General features: G+C 34.0%; 19 protein-coding genes and 1 tRNA gene. 19 read left to right on the top strand and 1 reads right to left on the bottom strand.

What is annotated here, in order from left to right:
* Positions 1-8: 8 nt before the first annotated feature.
* The 19 genes from EAH81_RS08240 (at position 9) to EAH81_RS08150 (ending at position 20,096) form a co-directional block, all read left to right on the top strand.
* Positions 9-1,514, top strand: a complete 1,506-nt coding sequence (locus EAH81_RS08240; RefSeq protein WP_140505785.1) for a sodium:solute symporter — start codon at positions 9-11, stop codon at positions 1,512-1,514.
* Positions 1,515-1,689: 175 nt separating this feature from the next.
* Positions 1,690-2,898 carry an anhydro-N-acetylmuramic acid kinase gene (locus EAH81_RS08235; protein WP_140505783.1) on the top strand — a complete coding sequence of 403 codons (1,209 nt, stop codon included), beginning with the start codon at positions 1,690-1,692 and terminating at the stop codon, positions 2,896-2,898.
* Positions 2,899-3,158: 260 nt separating this feature from the next.
* Entirely contained in the window at positions 3,159-4,427 is a 1,269-nt protein-coding gene (locus tag EAH81_RS08230) for an acyltransferase family protein (protein WP_140505781.1), read from the top strand.
* A gap of 94 nt (positions 4,428-4,521) precedes the next feature.
* A complete protein-coding gene (locus EAH81_RS08225) occupies positions 4,522-6,093 on the top strand; it encodes a glycoside hydrolase family 10 protein (RefSeq protein ID WP_140505779.1) in 1,572 nt (523 codons plus the stop codon).
* Complete coding sequence (locus EAH81_RS08220; RefSeq protein WP_140505777.1) at positions 6,080-7,621, top strand: MFS transporter; 1,542 nt, start codon at positions 6,080-6,082, stop codon at positions 7,619-7,621. The genes EAH81_RS08225 and EAH81_RS08220 overlap by 14 nt, the downstream gene beginning before the upstream one ends.
* Before the next feature lie 21 nt (positions 7,622-7,642).
* Positions 7,643-7,984, top strand: a complete 342-nt coding sequence (locus tag EAH81_RS08215) for a hypothetical protein (protein ID WP_140505776.1) — start codon at positions 7,643-7,645, stop codon at positions 7,982-7,984.
* Between the two features lie 192 nt (positions 7,985-8,176).
* Entirely contained in the window at positions 8,177-8,635 is a 459-nt protein-coding gene (locus tag EAH81_RS08210; RefSeq protein WP_140505774.1) for a GNAT family N-acetyltransferase, read from the top strand.
* 189 nt (positions 8,636-8,824) lie between these two features.
* Complete coding sequence (locus tag EAH81_RS08205; RefSeq protein ID WP_410501101.1) at positions 8,825-10,432, top strand: glycoside hydrolase family 3 protein; 1,608 nt, start codon at positions 8,825-8,827, stop codon at positions 10,430-10,432.
* Between the two features lie 125 nt (positions 10,433-10,557).
* Entirely contained in the window at positions 10,558-11,196 is a 639-nt protein-coding gene (locus EAH81_RS08200) for a peroxiredoxin (RefSeq protein WP_140505771.1), read from the top strand.
* 207 nt (positions 11,197-11,403) lie between these two features.
* Complete coding sequence (locus EAH81_RS08195) at positions 11,404-11,712, top strand: thioredoxin family protein (RefSeq protein ID WP_041519142.1); 309 nt, start codon at positions 11,404-11,406, stop codon at positions 11,710-11,712.
* A gap of 108 nt (positions 11,713-11,820) precedes the next feature.
* Positions 11,821-12,078: a DUF6952 family protein gene (locus tag EAH81_RS08190; RefSeq protein WP_017495510.1), complete on the top strand. Its 258-nt coding sequence runs from the start codon at positions 11,821-11,823 to the stop codon at positions 12,076-12,078.
* A 742-nt stretch (positions 12,079-12,820) separates the two neighbouring features.
* Positions 12,821-13,318, top strand: a complete 498-nt coding sequence (gene tpx / locus EAH81_RS08185; protein ID WP_140505769.1) for a thiol peroxidase — start codon at positions 12,821-12,823, stop codon at positions 13,316-13,318.
* Positions 13,319-13,327: 9 nt separating this feature from the next.
* Positions 13,328-13,702 (top strand): diacylglycerol kinase, encoded by a 375-nt coding sequence (locus EAH81_RS08180; RefSeq protein WP_140505766.1) that lies wholly within the window; start codon positions 13,328-13,330, stop codon positions 13,700-13,702.
* Between the two features lie 18 nt (positions 13,703-13,720).
* On the top strand, positions 13,721-16,168 hold the full coding sequence (locus EAH81_RS08175) for an FtsK/SpoIIIE family DNA translocase (RefSeq protein ID WP_140505763.1): 2,448 nt from the start codon (positions 13,721-13,723) through the stop codon (positions 16,166-16,168).
* Between the two features lie 7 nt (positions 16,169-16,175).
* A complete protein-coding gene (locus EAH81_RS08170) occupies positions 16,176-16,868 on the top strand; it encodes a LolA family protein (protein WP_140505761.1) in 693 nt (230 codons plus the stop codon).
* 7 nt (positions 16,869-16,875) lie between these two features.
* The gene (locus EAH81_RS08165) at positions 16,876-18,336 is read left to right on the top strand and encodes an LptF/LptG family permease (RefSeq protein ID WP_140505759.1); all 1,461 of its coding nucleotides are present in this window, start codon (positions 16,876-16,878) and stop codon (positions 18,334-18,336) included.
* Between the two features lie 2 nt (positions 18,337-18,338).
* A complete protein-coding gene (ribB, locus tag EAH81_RS08160; RefSeq protein WP_170214127.1) occupies positions 18,339-19,472 on the top strand; it encodes a 3,4-dihydroxy-2-butanone-4-phosphate synthase in 1,134 nt (377 codons plus the stop codon).
* Between the two features lies 1 nt (position 19,473).
* The gene (locus EAH81_RS08155) at positions 19,474-19,872 is read left to right on the top strand and encodes an acyl-CoA thioesterase (protein ID WP_140505755.1); all 399 of its coding nucleotides are present in this window, start codon (positions 19,474-19,476) and stop codon (positions 19,870-19,872) included.
* Positions 19,873-20,011: 139 nt separating this feature from the next.
* Positions 20,012-20,096 (top strand) — tRNA-Ser (locus EAH81_RS08150).
* Between the two features lie 166 nt (positions 20,097-20,262).
* On the opposite strand, the gene EAH81_RS08145 is transcribed toward EAH81_RS08150, so the two are convergent.
* On the bottom strand, positions 20,263-20,537 hold a 275-nt coding region (locus EAH81_RS08145), incomplete at its 5' end, for a transposase (RefSeq protein WP_241676537.1).

Genomic DNA, 20,537 nt, shown 5'->3' with positions numbered 1-20,537 from the left:
AAACCAAAATGTCTTCAAGCACCATCTTAATTTTTATCTTCGTTTATTTTGGAATATTATTGCTCATTTCCCAAGTCATTAGTAAAAAAGGACAGGACAATGATTCGTTTTTTAAAGCCAATAAAAACTCTAAATGGTATTTAGTTGCTTTTGGTATGATTGGAACCGCACTTTCCGGTGTTACCTTTATTTCGGTTCCGGGCGAAGTAGGGTCACCAAACGGCGAGCAATTCAAATATTTTCAGTTTATATTAGGAAACGCAATCGGGTTTATTATTATCGCTAAAGTATTGCTTCCGCTTTATTATAGAATGAATTTAACGTCAATTTACAGTTATATAGAGCAGAGAATGGGCTTTAATAGTTATAAAACTGCCGCTTCTATTTTTCTGGTGAGCAGAACGATAAGTTCAGCCTTTCGATTGTATTTAGTGGTGATTGTGTTGCAGCGTTATGTTTTTGATTTTTATGGAATTCCATTTCCAATGACGGTGTTTTTAGCCTTAACTCTTATCTTTTTATATACTTATAAAAGTGGTTTAAAAACTATTATTATTACCGACACTTTACAGACATTTTTCTTAGTAACTTCCGTTTTTATCACCATTTATTTTGTTTGCGACAGTTTAAATCTAACCGTAATCGAGTCCATTTCAACAATCAGAAAAAGTAATTATTCGCAGGTATTTTTCTTTGATAATTTTTTAACAAGCAAATATCATTTTGTAAAACAAATTCTTGGCGGAATCTTTGTAACCATAGCAATGGTAGGTCTCGATCAGGATTTAATGCAAAAAAACCTAAGCTGTAAAAATATCGGCGAAGCACAAAAAAACATGTTTACATTTACGGGCGTATTTGTACTGATCAATATTATTTTTCTAAGCTTAGGCGCTTTATTGTATATCTATGCTAACAAAAACGGAATTTCGGTACCACTTGACTTAGTAACCAATAAACCCAGAACCGATTTACTCTTCCCAGAAATTGCACTGAATCATTTATCAATTGTTCCTGCTTTTATTTTTCTTTTAGGAATTATTGCCGCCACTTTTGCAACCACAGATTCGGCATTGACGGCTTTAACTACTTCTTTTTGTGTGGACTTTATGGGAATGGACAAAACGGAGAATCTTTCTAATACCAACAATATCAAGAGAAGACATTTAGTTCATTTTGGGTTTTCGATATTACTATTTCTCGTGATTATTGTCTTAAATTCTTTTAATGACAGTTCAGTCGTTGCCCTGATTTTCAAAGCAGCATCTTATACTTATGGCCCATTATTAGGATTATATGCCTTTGGATTATTACAAAAATCAAGAAGGGTAAACGACAGAATAGTTCCTGTAATTTGTATTATCGCACCTATTTTGACTTATTTTGTGAGTGAGCATTCCACTTCAGTGATAGGATATACCTTTGATAATGAACTTATAATCATAAATGGATTATTCACCTACATCGGACTTTATTTTACCAGTAAAACTTCTGAAGAAAAAATATCTTTTTAAGTCTATTTGTTTGTTATACTAGTTTTATTTATATTTTAGTCCATTGTTGTCCGGAATAATGCCGATGTAATATGAAAATAGTACAATGCAATTGGATTATATTGAATATACAATCGGTATAAAATAATCTGATTTTAGCATTTCAATTCAACAGATTTCATAAAATTTAATTTTCATGAACAAAAATATAAGCGCACTTTACCAAATCGCACAAAAAGAAACCCGAAAAATTATCGGATTAATGTCGGGAACTTCACTTGACGGACTCGATATTGCGTTATGCGAAATTTCAGGTTCGGGTCAAAATACCGCTGTCAAAGTAGCCCATTTTGAAACCATCGATTATTCGGAAGAAATTAAAATCGAAATCCGTAAAGTTTTTGCAAAGAAAGAAATTGATTTTCAGCATTTAGTTTTGCTCAACGAATGGATTGGAATTTTGCATGCCGAAATGATAAACAGTTTTCTTAAAAAACGCAATATTCTTTCTGATGAAGTCGATTTAATTGCTTCACACGGTCAGACGGTTTTGCATGCTCCAAAATTTTTACATCAACAGGAAAAATTTCCAAATGCTACTTTACAAATTGGCGATGGCGATCATATTGCAGTAAAAACAGGCATTATTACTTTGTCTGATTTTAGGCAAAAACATATTGCCGCAGGTGGTGAAGGTGCTCCATTGGCAGTTTATGGTGATTATTTTTTGTTTGGAAAAAAGGGAGAAAACCGCATTATGCTTAACATGGGCGGAATTGCCAATTTTACTTTTTTGCCCGCTTCCTCAAATGCCGAAGAAACTTTTGTAACGGATACCGGAACCGGAAATACATTAATTGACTTTTTTACCAAACAATATTATCCTGAAAAAAGTTACGATAAAGACGCTGAAATAGCCCAACAAGGAACCGTAAATCAATTGTTACTGGATAATCTGAAAGATAATGCATTTTTCAGTCAGGAATTTCCAAAAACCATTGGTCCGGAACTTTTCAGCGAAGCATATGTAAAAGCAGCTTTAGCAAAAAGTGCTATTGAAACTATTTCAGCTCCGAATTTATTGGCAACTTTAACTCGTTTTAGTGCCGAAACAATTGCCGAGGCCATTTATTATTCTGTAAAAGATAGTGCTTTTAAACTCGAAAATTTCAAAATTTACATGTCCGGCGGAGGAACACATAATCCATTATTGGTAAAATGGCTAAAAGAATTATTGCCTTGTACTTTTCGCAAAACTGATGAACTGGGAATTTCCGGCGATGCCAAAGAAGCCGTTTTATTTGCAATTTTAGCTAATGAAACTGTCGCGGGAGAAGATTTTAATTTTGGTTCTCATAAAGGAATTCCATCTGTGACTATGGGAAAAATTTCATTCCCCAATTAAATAAAAATTATTGTGACTAATAATTAAACACATAGTTACGAAGCTAAATATCTTTAAGTTAAGAGAAAATCTATAATAATATGGCGAGTAAATCTCTCGCAAAGCCGCGAAGTCGCAAAGTTTTGTCATTTCGACCGAAGAGAGAAATCACACTAGTAGCTCGACAAAGATTGGCGTCATTACTTTACGGAGTTTCTTGTGTGATTTCTCCTTGCGTCGAAATGACAATATTGTGCTAATGAATTAAATAAAATAGAAAAATGAAAGATCGCATTATTTCAGTTGATGTTTTAAGAGGACTTACCGTTTTATTAATGACGGTTGTAAATAATCCGGGAAGCTGGGATTATGTTTACCCAATTCTCGATCACGCAAAATGGAATGGCTGCACGCTGGCTGATCTCGTATTTCCTTTTTTTATTCTCGTTGTAGGAATTGCAATTCCTTTGGCAATGCCCATTAAACAAGATACACCTGAAATTATTCTCAAAATAATAACGCGTTCTCTGCGCATTATTTGCCTTGGATTCTTTTTATACTTTTTTAACAGCATTTATTTTTTAGGACTGGACGGATTTCCCCTTCTGCTTGTTCGTTTAGGCATTACAGCCGTTGTTGGATATGCTTTGATTGGAGATTTCAATCTTAAAACCAAAACCATTTTAGCCATTAGTCTTTTTATAATTTTTCTGGCGCTGGCTTACGGAGGACATGAGAACTTTAAAGATGTCAGACTTCCAGGCGTTCTACAGCGTATTGGGATTGTTTATTTCTTTGTTTCAATTATTTATTTAAAAACAACTATAAAAACTCAAATCATACTGAGTTCTACGATTTTGGTTGGATATTGGGCTATAATGACATTGATTCCCGTTCCTGGAATTGGTTCTTCAAACCTTGAACCAATTACCAATTTAGCTTCATGGTTAGACAGTATTTTATTAAAAGATCATATGTATATTGCCACCAAAACATGGGATCCGGAAGGTATTTTAAGCACTATTCCAACTATAGCAAACGGATTAATTGGTTTATTAATTGGACAATTGCTCATCAAACCTTTACCAAAAATAGAAATCGCCAAAAAAATGGGAATCATAAGTATACTATTGATTATTTCAGGATTGTTGTGGTCAGTATTTTTTCCAATAAACAAAGCACTTTGGACGAGTTCTTACGTTTTATTTACTGCCGGAATTGCGCTTTTCCTGCTAACGCTGATTTATTATGTTGTAGATGTATTGCAACACAAAAAATGGACAAAGTTCTTATTGAGTTGGGGCGTAAACCCAATGATCGTATTCTTCGTTTCTGGAATATTGCCTCGTGCACTCTCATTAATTAAAGTTCAGAACCCGGAAAATATTTCAGCTCAAATAAACGTTAGAGATTATGCCTACCAATATTGGATTAGCCCGCTTTTTGAAAATCAAATGATATCGTCCCTTACTTATTCAATATTATATATACTTTTATGGAGTTGTGTATTATGGTACTTTTATAAAAAAGGCATGATTTTTAAGGTATAATATTGACGACAAAACAAAGGGAACTATTCTAAAATTATAATTTCTTATACTCATCTAAAAAAACTATTTTTGGTTTCTGTTAAAAAAGATTGAAATGCATAAAAATCAGCAACTATTATTCTCTATCCTATTTTTATTTTTCTTTGGATGGAAATCCAATGCGCAGGAAAAAATATTACACCCTAAAAACGAATTTAGAGGTGTCTGGATTGCCACCGTTGTAAACATCGACTGGCCCAAAACCGCTATTGATGGTGTTGAGAAAGAAAAAGCAGATTATCTTGAAATTTTAGAAGCTTATAAAAAACTAAATTATAACGCAGTAATTGTTCAGGTTAGAAGTGTTGGTGATGCGCTTTATCAATCTGAATTGGCACCTTGGTCACGATTCCTGACCGGCAAAGAAGGTCAGGCACCAAATCCGTATTATGATGTATTAGCGTGGATGATCGAAGAAGCACACAAAAGAGGTTTCGAATTTCACGCCTGGCTAAACCCTTATCGTGCTACTTTTGACTTAAACAAACAACAACTAAGTCCAAATCACGACATTTTTAAACATCCGGAATGGATGATTGAATATGGTGGAAAAATATATTATGATCCTGCTTTGCCTGAAGTTCAGGAACATTTGACGAAAGTTGTAAAAGAAGTTGTAGATAAATACGATATCGATGCGATTCATTTTGATGATTATTTTTATCCTTATACTGTTCCGGGAAAAACATTTAATGATACCACATCGTACAAAAAATATGGTGCAGGTTTGAGTCTTGGCGATTGGCGTCGTGCCAATGTGAGCAACTTTGTACACACGATTTCAACCACTATAAAAGCCAGCAAACCTTGGGTACAATTCGGGATTAGCCCGTTTGGAGTTTGGCGTAATAAATCAGTAGATCCTAAAGGTTCTGAAACCCAATCAACCGCAAATTACGACGATTTGTATGCTGATCCTATTTTATGGATGGACCAAAAATGGATCGATTACATTCTGCCTCAATTGTATTGGAGCATGAATAATCCGAGAGCTTCTTATTCGAAATTAGTAAAATGGTGGTCAGAAAACTCCAATAATACAGCACTTTATATTGGACACGCTTCTTATAAAATCAGAGGTGATGGTGACAAAAGCTGGAATTTTGCCACTGAAATTCCAAATCAGGTTGATTATGCCAGAAGTTTTAAAAACGTTGGTGGAAGCGCTTATTTCAGTTCCAAATGGTTCATGGATAAAAACTTTGATGTTGTACGTTTATTAGCCGAAAACCAATATAAATATCCGGCACTTCCGGCTCCGGTTCCTAATTTGAAACACATTATAATTGACATTCCGATTGTTAATGAATTTCAGAAAGACAGCACTAAATATACCTTCAATATTAAATCTCCATTAAGCACTCAAGTTCGTTATGTTGTGATTTATGGAGGGGAAAATATCTCAAAAGTAGATATTAATGATCCTTCAAAAATAGTTGACAAAATAGCGGTTAATCAATACGACGGAACAATTTTATTTTCTATCCCAACCGAAAAATTGAAGCAGTATAAAGCTTGTGCTGTGACATTTATTGATTATTTTGCGAACGAAAGTACCCCAACTGCTATCGACTTAAAAAAGAATTATAAAATTTATTCCCCTGCACAACCTGATGAAAACAGATAATAAACCCTGGTTTTGGATTCCGCTTCTTAATTTTGCATCTGGTTTGCCTTATGCCGTAATTATCTCAGTTTCGGTAATTATGTACAAAAAACTCGGAATCTCTAATAAAGACATTGGTCTTTATACCAGCTTATTATATCTGCCTTGGGTAATTAAACCGTTATGGAGTCCGTTTATTGAGTTAATCGGAACTAAAAGAAAATGGTTTTTATCCATGCAATTACTTATTTCGATTGCCTTTTTATTAGTCGGTTTTACCATTCCTACAACCGGTTTTTTCATGATGACTTTGGCTATCTTTTGGGTTGCCGCTTTTGCTTCGGCTTCAAATGATATTGCAAGCGATGGCTTTTATTTATTGGTTTTACCCGAAGATAAACAATCTTTTTTTATCGGAATCAGAAGCACCTTTTATAGACTTGCAATGTTGGCCGGAAATGGATTAATTGTTTTATTGGCGGGTTATTTCGAACATAAATACAGTGATAATACCAAAGCTTGGTCGTATACGATGATTGCTGTTGGTTTATTAATGACTTTTATAACGGTTTACAATTTTTTCTCCACACCAAAAACCGAAATAAATGCAGGCGAAAAACCTGTTGATCATAATAAACAAAGTTTTGCAAGTATTTTTGCAAGTTTCTTCAGGAAAAAACAAATCATTATAGTTCTGGCTTTTATATTATTATTCAGATTAGGAGAATCGCAATTAATTAAAATGCTGACACCTTTCTTAGTAGATCCAATTAAATATGAATTGGTTGAAACAGGATCAGACGCAGATCAGACAAAGGCATTAGAATTATACAATTCAAAGGTCAAAAACGGAGAAAAATTATCCGATTCAGAATTACAATTACTTTATTCTAAACTGCCTGTTTTAGTGGAAATGAGAGATCAAAAGAAACCACTGGCAGAAGTAGAAAATAAAGATAAAGAAGAATATAAAAATGCAAACAAGGCCAGAATTGACTTTGTAGATCTATTGATTGTTAATAAAGGAAATCAAAAAACAATCAAAAAAGGTGGTATGGGACTTGAGACCGAAGATATTGGTTTGATTTATGGAACTTTTGGATTAATCGCTTTGACATTAGGTGGAATTCTGGGCGGAATTGCAATCTCAAAACAAGGGCTTACAAAATGGATGCTTCCAATGATTTTGACCATGCATTTACCTATAATTGGTTTTATTTTGTTAGCGCATTTTCATCCGGCTTCTATTTATTATATTTATGCTGTTGTAATCATCGAACAGTTTGGTTACGGCTTTGGTTTTGCTGCTTTCATGATGTATTTGATTTATGTCGCTGAAGGAGAATCTAAAACTGCGCATTACGCTCTTGCAACCGGATTTATGGCTATGGGAATGATGTTGCCTGGAATGGTTAGCGGTTACATTCAGGAATATTTAGGCTACGGAAATTTCTTTATTTGGGTATTTCTAGCTACAATTCCTGGTATTATTTTATCACGTTTTTTAATTTTCCCGAAAGATTTTGGGAAAAAATCTGAAGAAGTTTAACCCCAAATCAAACATCTTAATATGGAAATCAATGAAAATTTGCAGGCTGAACGAAACCTGAAAGCAATTGAATTTGAAAAAGCAGGAGAGATTGAGAAAGCAATTGCGTTATATGAAGAAAATATTAGCGAAGGTTTTAAAGGAAATCATCCTTATGATCGATTGGCGACAATCTACAAAAACCTAATTGATCTTGACAACGAGATTCGGGTTTTAGAAAAAGCCATTATTGTTTACGAAGAAATCACTCTCGAAGACCGATTGGAAGGTTTACCAAAACTTTTCCGTTTTAAAAACCGACTCGAAAAAGCCTTACATACCAAAACTCAGCTTGCCAAACAAAAGAAAAGCAAATTGAAATAAGTAAATTTATCAAAATAGTATCCTTTATTATTTAGTGAAAGCATAACTGATTTTTTTTTAAATTAAACTTAATTTTCTTTTTACCATTAAGAAATTAAGTAATTTAAGCCAAGCTTTATGAACTTAATACCTTAATGGTGAAAAATAATGGAATTTATTTTGACATAATTACTAAACTTTTTTTACCTAATCATGAATACCTTAAAAAGAACAAACTCTGACGATACTGATTTTATAAAACTGGTGGTTTTACTAGATCAGGATTTAGCTATTAGAGACGGAGAAGATCACGCCTTTTACAATCAGTTTAATAAAACCGATAAGATAAAACACGTTGTCGTTTTTTACGAGAATGATATTGCCGTAGGTTGTGGCGCTTTTCGAGAAAAAGAAAACGACAAAGTCGAAATCAAAAGAATGTTTGTACATCCTGATTTTCGAAAAAAAGGAATTGCATCGCAGGTTTTAGCTGAATTAGAAATTTGGTCAAAAGAAGTAGGTTATACGTATACTATTCTTGAAACTGGCAAAAATCAGCCGGAAGCGATTAATCTATATCAAAAATTGGGTTATACTATAATTCCAAATTATCCGCCTTACGAGAAAATGGATAATAGCGTTTGCATGAAAAAGACCTTGTTAAACACATAGAAACATAGGTTTTCTGCATAAATCAAAGAATAAAAAAAGAAATAAATTTCTTCACACATAGTTAGTCCCGATCCCGAAACGTCGGGACGGGATGCATTTGAATAATTGAAACGCCTAATTTAATATCAAAAAAGGCTATGTCTCTATGTGTTAAAAATAATTACACCTACGGGTTTTACAATAATGAAAATGACAGCCGAAGCATTAAGACAAAAAGTGGGACAATTTTTTTTCCCCGCAGTTTTTATCAACGATACCGAAGAAAACATTCAGGAAACAGAACGTTTGATAAAAGAACACAATATTGGCGGATTAACTTTTTTTCATAGTCGAGCCAGTGCTGCAACGAATTACGAAAGCAAGAAAAAAGTCGTCTTTAACGACGATAGTTACCAAAAAATAAAAGACTTAATTGTTCGGTATCAAAAAGCCGCTTCTACTCCACTTTTAATAAGCATTGATGCCGAATGGGGTTTGGCGATGCGTATCGAAAAAACACCACAATATCCGTATGCAATCACGCTTGGTGCTTTGCCGGAAAGTAAATCAAATTTGGTTTATGAAGTTGGGAAACAAATTGGATTAGATCTAAAAGCTGCCGGAATTCATTATAATTTATCGCCTTTGGCAGACATTAATAACAACCCTAATAATCCCGTTATTGGCTATCGTTCTTTTGGTGAAAACAAAGAAAAAGTCGCCAATTTTGCTGTGGAATATTTAAAAGGAATGTCTGACGTTGGAATTTTAGGCTGCCTGAAACACTTTCCCGGACACGGAAACACCAATGTCGATTCGCATTTAGGATTACCGGTTTTAAACGAAACTCTGGAAGAATTATTAGAAAACGAATTATATCCTTTCATCAAAGGAATCGAAAATAATGTCGACTCTATTATGATTGGACATTTGGCCGTTCCAAGTTTAAATGACGGAAAAGATACATCGGCAACATTATCAAAACCAATTATCGAAACGCTTTTACGCGGGAAATTAGGTTATGATGGCTTGGTAATTTCTGATGCACTAAACATGCACAGCGTTTCTAAATTATACGAGACTAAAGGAGAATTAGAATGGGAAGCCTTCAACGCCGGAAACGATATTTTGTGCTTCGCCGAAAATGTTCCGGAAGGAATTGAAGCGATTCTTAAAAACGCTTCACCGGAACGTATTGAAGAAAGTTTCAACAGAATCCTGAAAGCCAAAGAAAAAGTTGGAATTCTTTCTAATCCTAATTTTACTTCAGGAGAATTAAACTTCGAAAAAGCATCTGCATTGAATCTTGAAATTGCTCAAAATTCAATTACAAAGATAATTGATCATTCAAATACTACATTAGCTTTCGAATCTCAAAAAAGCAATCAACTAGTAAAATTGAGTTTGTACAAAAATGTCGAAAATACTTTTTTCAAAACCCTAAACTCAAAATTAAAATCTCCTGAATTTGCTTTTGAAAATTTAGAGGTTTCCGATATTTCTTCCATAGAAAAAGAACTACAAAATTTCGAAACTGTAATCATTTCATTATTTGTTCCAAAAGCAAAACCAATGAACAATTTCGAAATTAATAATGAAGTTTTAGATTTACTTTCCGGATTGCTTCAAACCAAAAAATGTATCGTTTATGTTTTCGGGAATCCCTATGTTTTACCAATTATTCCGAATCTTTTGGAGGCTTCCGGACTAATTCAGGTCTATCAGGATTTTGAAGAATTTCAAAAAGTTGCAGGAATTCAATTTTTAGAAAATTTAACTTGTAGCGGAAGCTTACCCGTAAATATTGATATCCAATAACTTACAATTAAACATAACTAAAACTTATCAACTTATAAATATTAATAATCACATCTTATTGTAAGTACCCTTACTTATACCCTACTTTTGCACCAGAAATAAATTTTTAACGTAAAACGAAAAATATGTCTTTAGTAGGAAAAAAATTCCCAAGTATTGCAGTAGATGCTATCTCAGAAATGGGTGATAATTTAAAAATCAACATCCTTGAGGAAGCAGTAAACAACAACAAAAAAGTAGTATTGTTTTGGTATCCAAAAGATTTCACTTTTGTATGTCCAACTGAACTACACGCCTTTCAAGCTGCATTACCAGAATTTGAAAAAAGAAATACTATCGTAATCGGAGCTTCATGTGATACAAACGAAGTACACTTTGCCTGGTTAAACACTCCAAAAAACAATGGTGGAATCGAAGGTATAACTTACCCAATTTTAGCAGATACGAACCGTAACCTAGCTAACATTTTAGGAATTTTAGATATCGAATCTACAGAATACAGCGAAGAAACTGATTCAGTTATTATCGAAGGTTCAAACGTAACTTACAGAGCTACTTACCTTATTGACGAAACTGGAAAAATCTTCCACGAAAGTGTAAACGATATGCCATTAGGTCGTAACGTAAACGAATACTTACGTATGGTTGATGCTTATACTCACATTCAGGAAAAAGGAGAAGTTTGTCCTGCAAACTGGGAAGCTGGTAAAGAAGCAATGTCTGCTGACAGAATCAGTACTGCTGAATACTTGAGCGCAAACTAATTTTTTTATAAAGGTACAAAGGTTCAGAGGTATAGAGTTGCAAAGCTTTTGCTGCTCTATTACAAAGTTTACAAACTTTGTTCTTTGAACCTTTGCTACTTTAAAATTTTTAAAACATACAAAGCTACAGAGCAACAAAGATAAACGAAGTTTCAAAAACTTTGTCCCTTTGAACCTTTGCCACTTTGAACCTTAAAAAACAAAACTATGTTAATCGACTTAAACGAAGATACGTTAGCAGATTTAGTTGCTAAAAACGAAAAAGTAGTAGTACAATATTCAGCTTCATGGTGTGGAAATTGCCGTATTATGAAACCAAAATTCAAAAAATTAGCAACAGAAAACGAAGCTATCACTTTTGTTTTGGTTGATGCAGAAAATTCTCCGGAATCAAGAAAATTAGCCAATGTAAGCAACTTGCCAACATTCGCAACTTTCGTAAACGGAAAATTAGTTGGAGAAACTCAAACCAACAAACAAGAAGTTTTAATCGACTTGGTAAACGCTATTGCTTAATGAGATTGGTTAGACTTGCTTAGATTTTTAGACTTCTTAGATGTTGTCTAGATTTCAAAAAAAAGTCTAAGAAATCTAAGAATGTCTAAAAATCTAAGAAATCTAATTATGAAATTACCCGTAATAAAGCAATTGACCCAATTTATCGAAGAAAACGATCAGGATTATATCATAGAAACGATCGAAGTTCTGGAAGCAATGACTGAAATTCCTTCTCTAAAAGATGAAGAATTAGATGTAATTGGTGAATTAATTTCAAATATGTACGGTGCGCTTGAAGTACACAAAATGGTGGTTCAGGGCACAGATAAAAAAGAAGCTTTAAATGCGTTCATGAAACGTGTTTTAGGTTCTATCGATAAATAAATCGACCTTTTTCTTAAGAAGAAATAAAAAAAACATGACTTAAAAAACGCTTTCCTTCCAAGAGAGCGTTTTTTTTTGTTTTCAACTATACTTTGGGCGAGCCACCATTAGAAAAAGGGGCTAATCTGCTTTGCGCTTATTCGCCCCTTTTACTAATGCTGTCGGGCTGTACGCGCTACTTCGGTAGCCAGCTTCCATCCCTCTCGCGAGGAAAACAGTTTTCAGTCTCAGTTTTTCAGTCTCAGTTTTCAGCGCAATCTTGTCATTGCGATTTCTATGACAACATCAAATCTTTTTGTTCTTTTCAACGGATTAAAATCTGTTGCTACAAAATAAATCATTCCTTTGGAATTTTTCTTCAAGGAGTTCCAGAGGAACAAATCATATTGTAGGAATGGATTTTAATCCATTCTTCGCAATCATAACCACAAGCAAAGTCATTGAGGAACGAAGCAACCACACTAACATCAGTAAATTTTTAAAAACATATAAAAAATCAATTTTTGCAAACTCCTTCTGGAGATTCCTCTTGTCTCGCGATAACATAAAACAACAATAAAATCCGTAATAATTCGTTTAATCTGCGTCATCCGCGGGCAAAATATGCGCAATCCCACATGAGATTGCTCCGTTCCTCGCAAAGACAAATTCACATCTTAATCTATACTTAAACCCACAACAAATACTTTTAGATTCAAATATTAATCCTTACTTTTGAACCTCATTAATTTAAACAAAAATCATGGCTTCAATAACATTAGGAGGGAATCCTATTCATACTTCAGGCGAATTACCAACAGTTGGATCACAACTTGCTGATTTCAAATTAGTACAAAACGATTTATCAGTTGCTTCATTAAGTAATTTCGCAGGAAAAAAATTAGTTTTAAATATTTTCCCAAGTATCGATACAGGAACTTGTGCAACTTCTGTTAGAAAATTCAACGAAAGTGCAAGTAACTTAGAGAACACTACAGTTTTATGTATCTCAAGAGATTTACCTTTTGCTCAAAAGCGTTTTTGTGGAGCTGAAGGATTAGAAAATGTGGTAAACTTATCTGATTTTCAAGCAGGAACTTTTGGTAAAACAAACGGTTTAGAAATCACTGACGGACCTTTAGCAGGTTTACATTCAAGAGCAATAATTGTTGTTGATGCTAATGGAAAAATCACACATACAGAACAAGTTGCTGAAATTGCAAACGAACCAAATTACGAAGCAGCTCTAGCAGCACTATAATACCTATAAATGGAATTTCAAAAAGATAATACCTTTGTTACAGGCCGATTAAAAAGCATGACTTATGCTTTTAACGGCGCTGTGAAACTTATTAAAACAGAACACAGTATCATGGTTCAATTTTCACTGGGAATTGCCATGACTATTGCTGGTTTTTATTTTCATATTACTCAAACCGAATGGCTTTGTCAAACATTGGCAATTGGTTTGGTTTTAAGCGTTGAAGGATTGAATACAGCTGTTGAAAAAATAGCCGATTTTATTCATCCTAATTACAGCAAACGAATCGGATTTATTAAAGATATTGCAGCTGGAGCGGTATTTTTTGCCGCAATGACAGCAATAGCAATAGGCTTGATTATTTATTTACCAAAATTTATATAGGCAACAGGAAACGCAAGAATGGCAAAAACAACCAAAAAAGAAACTTTAGACAAAAAAAACGAATCAAAAACGGAGACGATAAAGTCGTGGAAACTAACCAAACAACAAAAATTTGTTTTGGGATGCCTTTTGATACTCTTTTCAGTTGCATTATTAGTAGCATTTATTTCCTTTTACGTCAACGGACAATGGCAATCTGACCAAAGTGCGGTTAGCCAGCTTGGTGATCGTACTGAAGTCGTAGAAAACTGGCTCGGAAAATTCGGGGCTTATCTTGCTGACTTGATTGTGTACAAAGGATTTGGAATTGCTTCTTTTGTACTTGTGCGTTTATTTTTCCTTACCGGAATGTTTTTAGCATTAGAATTATCTCTAAAAAAGCTAAAGAACATATGGTTTTGGGATTTATTTGCTATTATTATTGTTTCTGTCCTATTTGGATTTTTCGCCACTTCAGCACCTGAATTAGGCGGAACAATTGGTTATGAATTAAACTTATTTCTGCAAGATTACATCGGAAAAACAGGAACTCTATTAACTCTACTTTTTGGTTTAATTGTTTATCTTATTTTTAAAATCAAATTATCGCCGGAAAAAATCCAGTCTTATTTTGATTCTACCAAAAAAGAATTCAACTCTGAATTAAATTCTATAAAAACGCCTCAACAACCGGAAAGTGCTTACAATCTGGAGGAATTTGCTATTGAGGAAGATCCAGAATTAGACAATATTCATTTAAAATCAGATGTTAGCCAATTCGAAATCAACAAAGAAGCTTTAAAACCAACAATTTCGAATTCCTCCGAAATCGATTTGAATCCGGTTATAAAACCACTTCAAATGGATATAAATCCGGTAACAACAACTCCGGTACACGTTGAAGAGTTTGTGATTGAAAAAGCTGAAGAAGAAGATATTATCGAAGAAAACCTTGCTTCTCGCCTGGTTGCGGATTTTGGTTTATTTGATCCAACTTTAGACTTATCAAATTATAAATTCCCAACCATCGATTTATTAAAAGAATATTCGACTGGAGGAATCACAATTAATCAAGAAGAATTAGAAGAAAATAAAAACAAAATTGTAGATACACTTCGTAATTACAAAATTGAAATTGCACAGATTAAAGCAACTGTTGGTCCATCTGTAACTTTATACGAAATTGTACCGGAAGCGGGAATCAGAATTTCTAAAATTAAAAGTTTAGAAGACGATATTGCTTTATCACTTTCGGCATTAGGAATTCGTATTATTGCTCCAATTCCAGGAAAAGGAACTATTGGTATCGAGGTTCCGAATAAGAATCCAACTATGGTTTCTATGAAAAGTGTTATTGGATCAGCGAAATTTCAGGAAGCCGAAATGGAGTTGCCAATTGCTTTGGGGAAAACAATTTCAAACGAAACTTTTGTTGTCGATTTAGCCAAAATGCCACACTTATTGATGGCGGGAGCTACAGGACAAGGAAAATCTGTTGGTTTGAATGCTGTTTTAACTTCCCTTTTATACAAAAAACACCCTGCCGAAGTAAAATTCGTTTTGGTCGATCCGAAAAAAGTAGAGCTTACCCTTTTCAATAAAATAGAAAGACATTATTTAGCCAAACTACCTGATGCAGGAGATGCTATTATTACGGACAATGCAAAAGTGGTTAACACTTTAAACTCACTTTGTGTTGAAATGGATAATCGTTATTCTTTATTGAAAGATGCGATGGTTCGTAATATCAAGGAATACAACGATAAATTTAAAGCCAGAAAATTAAATCCAGAAGCCGGACACCGTTTTCTACCTTACATTATATTAGTGGTCGATGAGTTTGCCGATTTGATTATGACTGCCGGCAAGGAAGTCGAAATTCCGATTGCGCGTTTGGCTCAGTTGGCGCGTGCTATTGGTATTCACTTGATTATTGCCACACAAAGACCTTCTGTAAACGTTATTACAGGTTTGATTAAAGCGAATTTCCCTGCGAGAATTGCTTTTAGGGTAACTTCAAAAATTGACTCGAGAACCATTCTTGACACACAAGGGGCTGATCAGTTAATTGGTCGTGGAGATTTATTATATACCAACGGAAATGATGTTGTTCGTGTACAATGTGCATTTATTGACACTCCTGAGGTCGAAAAAATTACGGATTTTATTGGTTCGCAAAAAGCTTATGCCACAGCTTATTTGCTTCCTGAGTTTGTTGGAGAAGAAACTGGCATTAATCTTGATATGGATATCTCCGAAAGAGACACCTTATTTAGAGAAGCTGCCGAGATTATTGTTAATGCACAGCAAGGTTCAGCTTCGTTATTGCAAAGAAAATTAAAATTAGGATACAACAGAGCCGGTCGTTTGATCGATCAGCTGGAATCAGCTGGAATTGTTGGTCCTTTTGAAGGCAGTAAGGCACGAAGTGTGAACATATCTGATTTAAGTTCTCTTGATCAATTTTTTAATAATGAACAAAATTAATCCAATCATGAAAACAAAAATTCAAGAAATCAACCACAATTCTATCGCAAACATGACTAAAAAGTGTCTTCAAATGGCAATTATTTTGCTTTTGAGCTTCACTTCTATTCAAGCTCAGGATAAAAAAGCGAAAGATTTATTGAACGAAGTAACTTCTAAAATAAAGAGCTACGACAACATTGTTATTGATTTTAAATATTCTCTGAATAATGCTAAAGAAAATATCAATCAAGACAGCAAAGGAAATGTAACTATGAAAGGCAATCAATATGTATTGAATTTCATGGGTGTTACTAAGATATTTGACGGGCAAAAAACATACACAATAAACCCTGAAGACGAAGAAGTTACTGTGTCTAAAGTAAACGAAAAAGATGATACCGCTATTACGCCATCAAAAATGCTTACTTTCTTTAATTCCGGATACAAATACAATATGGATATTGTACAAAATGTTAAAGGAAGAAAAATTCAATATATAAAACTAGCCCCTACAAATACTAAAGACCAAAGAAAAGAGATTCTTTTAGGTATTGATGTACAAACAAAACACATCTATAATTTGATTGAAACTGGAAAAAACGGAACAAAAACAACTTTAACCGTTAATTCTTTTAAAACCAATCAGCCTTTATCAAAAAATCAATTTACCTTTGTAGCGAGCAAATATCCAAAGTACTACATCAATAAATTAGATTAATTCAAGGTTGAAAATTTTAGACAAATACTTACTAAAAACATTCTTACTTACATTTACTACTGTATTTGTAATCCTTTTTTTTATATTCATACTTCAAACCGTATGGCTTTTTATCGCAGAACTTGCGGGTAAAGACCTCGATTTGCTGTTGGTTTTAAAATTCCTGCTGTTTTCAATGCCTAGAATTATTCCGTTGGTTTTACCACTATCGGTTTTATTGGCCTCGATTATGACTTTTGGAAATTTAGCCGAAAATTACGAATTCGCAGCAATGAAATCTTCCGGAATTTCATTGCAAAGAGCGATGAGAGTCTTAATAATTTTCATCTTCTTTTTAAGCATTGTAGCATTTTGGTTTGCTAATAATGTGATTCCTTACGCCGAATATAAATTTACAAATTTCCGAAAAAACATTGCTCAGGCAAAACCAGCTATGGCCATTGCCGAAGGTCAGTTTAATGATGTTGGCTTTTACAATATTAAGGTCAATAAAAAATCAGGTGAAAATGGAAATATTTTGACTGGTGTTACAATCCATGAGAAACCCAATAATATGGGCGAAAACAAAACCGTTATTAAAGCAAAAGACGGAAAGTTAATCAGTAACGAAAAATCCAGCATCTTAAAACTAGTCTTAAATGATGGTTATTACTACCAGGATGTTACTCCCAAAAAATATGAAGATCGCGCTAAACTTCCTTTTATAAAAGGGAAATTTAAAAAGCAGATCATCAATATTGATTTATCCGAATTGAACAAAGTCGACGACGACAAAGAAAGTATAAGCGGTACAAATGCAATGTTGAATGTTAACGAATTGCGCTATACTTTAGACTCCTTAAATAAAAATCTGAATAACGAAATTTTGTCTTTTTCAGAAAATATCAATCAACGTGTTGGAATTAGAAAATCTGCTATACCTGTAAAAATTGATAAAGCTAAAATAAAGAAACCATTACCAAACGATCTTTTATCTTTATTCAAAAACAAACAAAAGGCAGAAATCTTGAGAATGGCGAGCAGTAATGTCACCAGCAATATTTATTCAATTGAATCAACTCAAAAAGATTTAAAAGACAAACAAAGAGAAATCAACAAACATTTAACAGCTCTATACGAAAAGTTCGTTATTGCTTTTGCTTGCTTTTTAATGTTTTTCATAGGTGCTCCACTAGGTGCTATTATCCGCAAAGGAGGACTTGGATTACCAATTGTCTTTGCCGTTTTAATCTTTATTACTTTCCATTTTATCAATACTTTTGGAAAAAGACTTTCACAAGAAGGCGGTATGACTCCCTTTGTAGGCTCATGGATGTCATCTTTTGTTCTATTACCATTGGCAGTATTATTAACTTATCGCGCAACAAACGATAACGGATTAATCAACTTTGATGCAATTATTACCCCAATATCGCAACTAATTCAGAAAATTTCCGAGCGCTTTTTTCCCGCTCAAAACCAACAATAATTATGTCAACAACAAAAATACAATTGAATACCATTGAAGAAGCTATAGAAGATATTCGTCAAGGTAAAGTAATCATTGTAGTCGATGATGAAGATCGTGAAAATGAAGGTGATTTTTTGGCTGCAGCCGAAAAAGTAACACCGGAAATGATCAACTTCATGGCGACTCACGGACGCGGTTTAATCTGCGCTCCATTAACAGAAAGTCGTTGCAAGGAGTTAGATCTAAGACCGATGGTCTCAAATAATACCGATCATATGGAAACTGCTTTTACTGTTTCTGTAGATTTAAAAGGACACGGAGTAACTACGGGAATATCAGCGGCAGACAGGTCTAAAACGGTCTTGGCATTGACAGACTCCAATGTTAAACCACACGAATTGGCAAGACCCGGGCATATTTTTCCTTTGGTAGCCAAACAAGGCGGAGTTTTAAGAAGAACCGGTCACACAGAAGCTGCAATTGATTTTGCGAGATTAGCTGGATTTAAATCTGCCGGTGTAATCTGCGAAATTCTAAATGAAGACGGAACAATGTCTCGTTTGCCTGAATTAATAAAAGTAGCTAAGAAATTCAATTTGAAATTGGTTTCTATTGAAGATTTGGTTGCGTACAGAATGCAACACGACAGTCTGATTGTGAAAAAAGAAGATTTTGATATTGAGACTCGTTTTGGAACTTTTAGATTAAGAGCTTACGAGCAAACTACCAATAAACAAATTCATATTGCTTTAACGAAAGGAACATGGAATCTTGGAGAGCCAATCTTAACGAGAATCCACTCTTCTCAGGTAAATAATGATCTATTAGGAACTTTAACAAACAATGCCGAACAGCAATTAGACGGTATGTTTAAAGTTATTAATGAAAACGGAAAAGGTGCTGTAGTTTTTATTAATCAGGATATGCAGGCAGTAAACTTATTGAGCCGTATCTCCGAACTTAAAACTTTACAAGCAGAAGGTACAATGAAAGCACCAAAAGTGATTATTGACAGCAAAGACTACGGAATTGGAGCTCAAATTTTGCATGATATCGACATTTCTAAAATTAGATTAGTGTCAAATACAGAACAAACAAAACGTGTCGGAATGATAGGATACGGACTTGAAATCACTGAATACGTAAGCTATTAATATGGGGACATTAGAAGAGAGAATTGTAAAATCCGAGACACATATCTTTAAAGCTGTTTTTCCAAGCACTACGAATCACTACGATACTTTATTTGGCGGAACTGCGCTTCATCTTATGGATGAAGTTGCTTTTATTTGCGCTACAAGATTCAGCAGAAAAAAAGTAGTTACGATTTCAACTGGCCAAATTGATTTCAAAAAAGCAATTCCAGCCGGAACTTTAATCGAATTAGTGGCTAAAGTTCTTAGTGTGGGAAGAACAAGTTGCAAAATTCATGTTGATATTTTCATGGAACAAATGTATTCTGAGCTTCGCGAAACTGTAGTTTCAGGAACTTTTTCGTTTGTTGCAGTTGACGAAAATAAAAAACCAGTGCCAATTTTAGATGATTTAGTCTGATTTTTCAAAAATCTATTTTTCGGAAATACTGATAATTAGACACTTGGAAATTAACTTAAAAAAAACGCTAAAAAAGTTTTTATAATCGGAAAAGCGCACTATATTTGCACTCGCAATCAGCAAATGATCGCGACATACTGGAGAAATGGCAGAGCGGTCGAATGCGGCAGTCTTGAAAACTGTTGACTGTAACAGGTCCGGGGGTTCGAATCCCTCTTTCTCCGCGAAGGCCCGAAAACAAAGGAAAAATAAGATTTTCAAAGTTTTCAAAAAAGGCCAAAAAGAGCGGTAAACCCTGCAAATCCAACGATTTGCAGGGTTTTTTCTTTTATACCACTTTTCAATATTTATAAAATCGAACAAAAACGGATCAGGTGCAAAAGTTGGGGATTAGGCAAAAAGATTAGATAATCTGAACAAGAAGAAATCTACTTTACGCACTCCTCTAAATTGACTTCTAAACGCTTTTACTTTAGCATTGAATGATTCTGCAGAAGCATTAGTACTTCTATTGCCAAAATAGTTTAAGATTGATTGGTAATTAACCGTTATAGTATTTAAAAGGATATTAAAATTTTTAAACCCTGAATCTTCTACATTCTTGTACCAATGTGCCAGTTTGGTCATCGCAATGTGTTTATTGTTATGATTGTTGTAAATACCTC

Origin of the sequence: Flavobacterium pectinovorum (genome assembly GCF_006438875.1) — a bacterium.
Classification (GTDB): Bacteria; Bacteroidota; Bacteroidia; order Flavobacteriales; family Flavobacteriaceae; genus Flavobacterium; species Flavobacterium pectinovorum_A.
The sequence above is the reverse complement of the archived record's forward strand: the minus strand, read 5'-3'. Positions and strand labels throughout refer to the sequence as shown.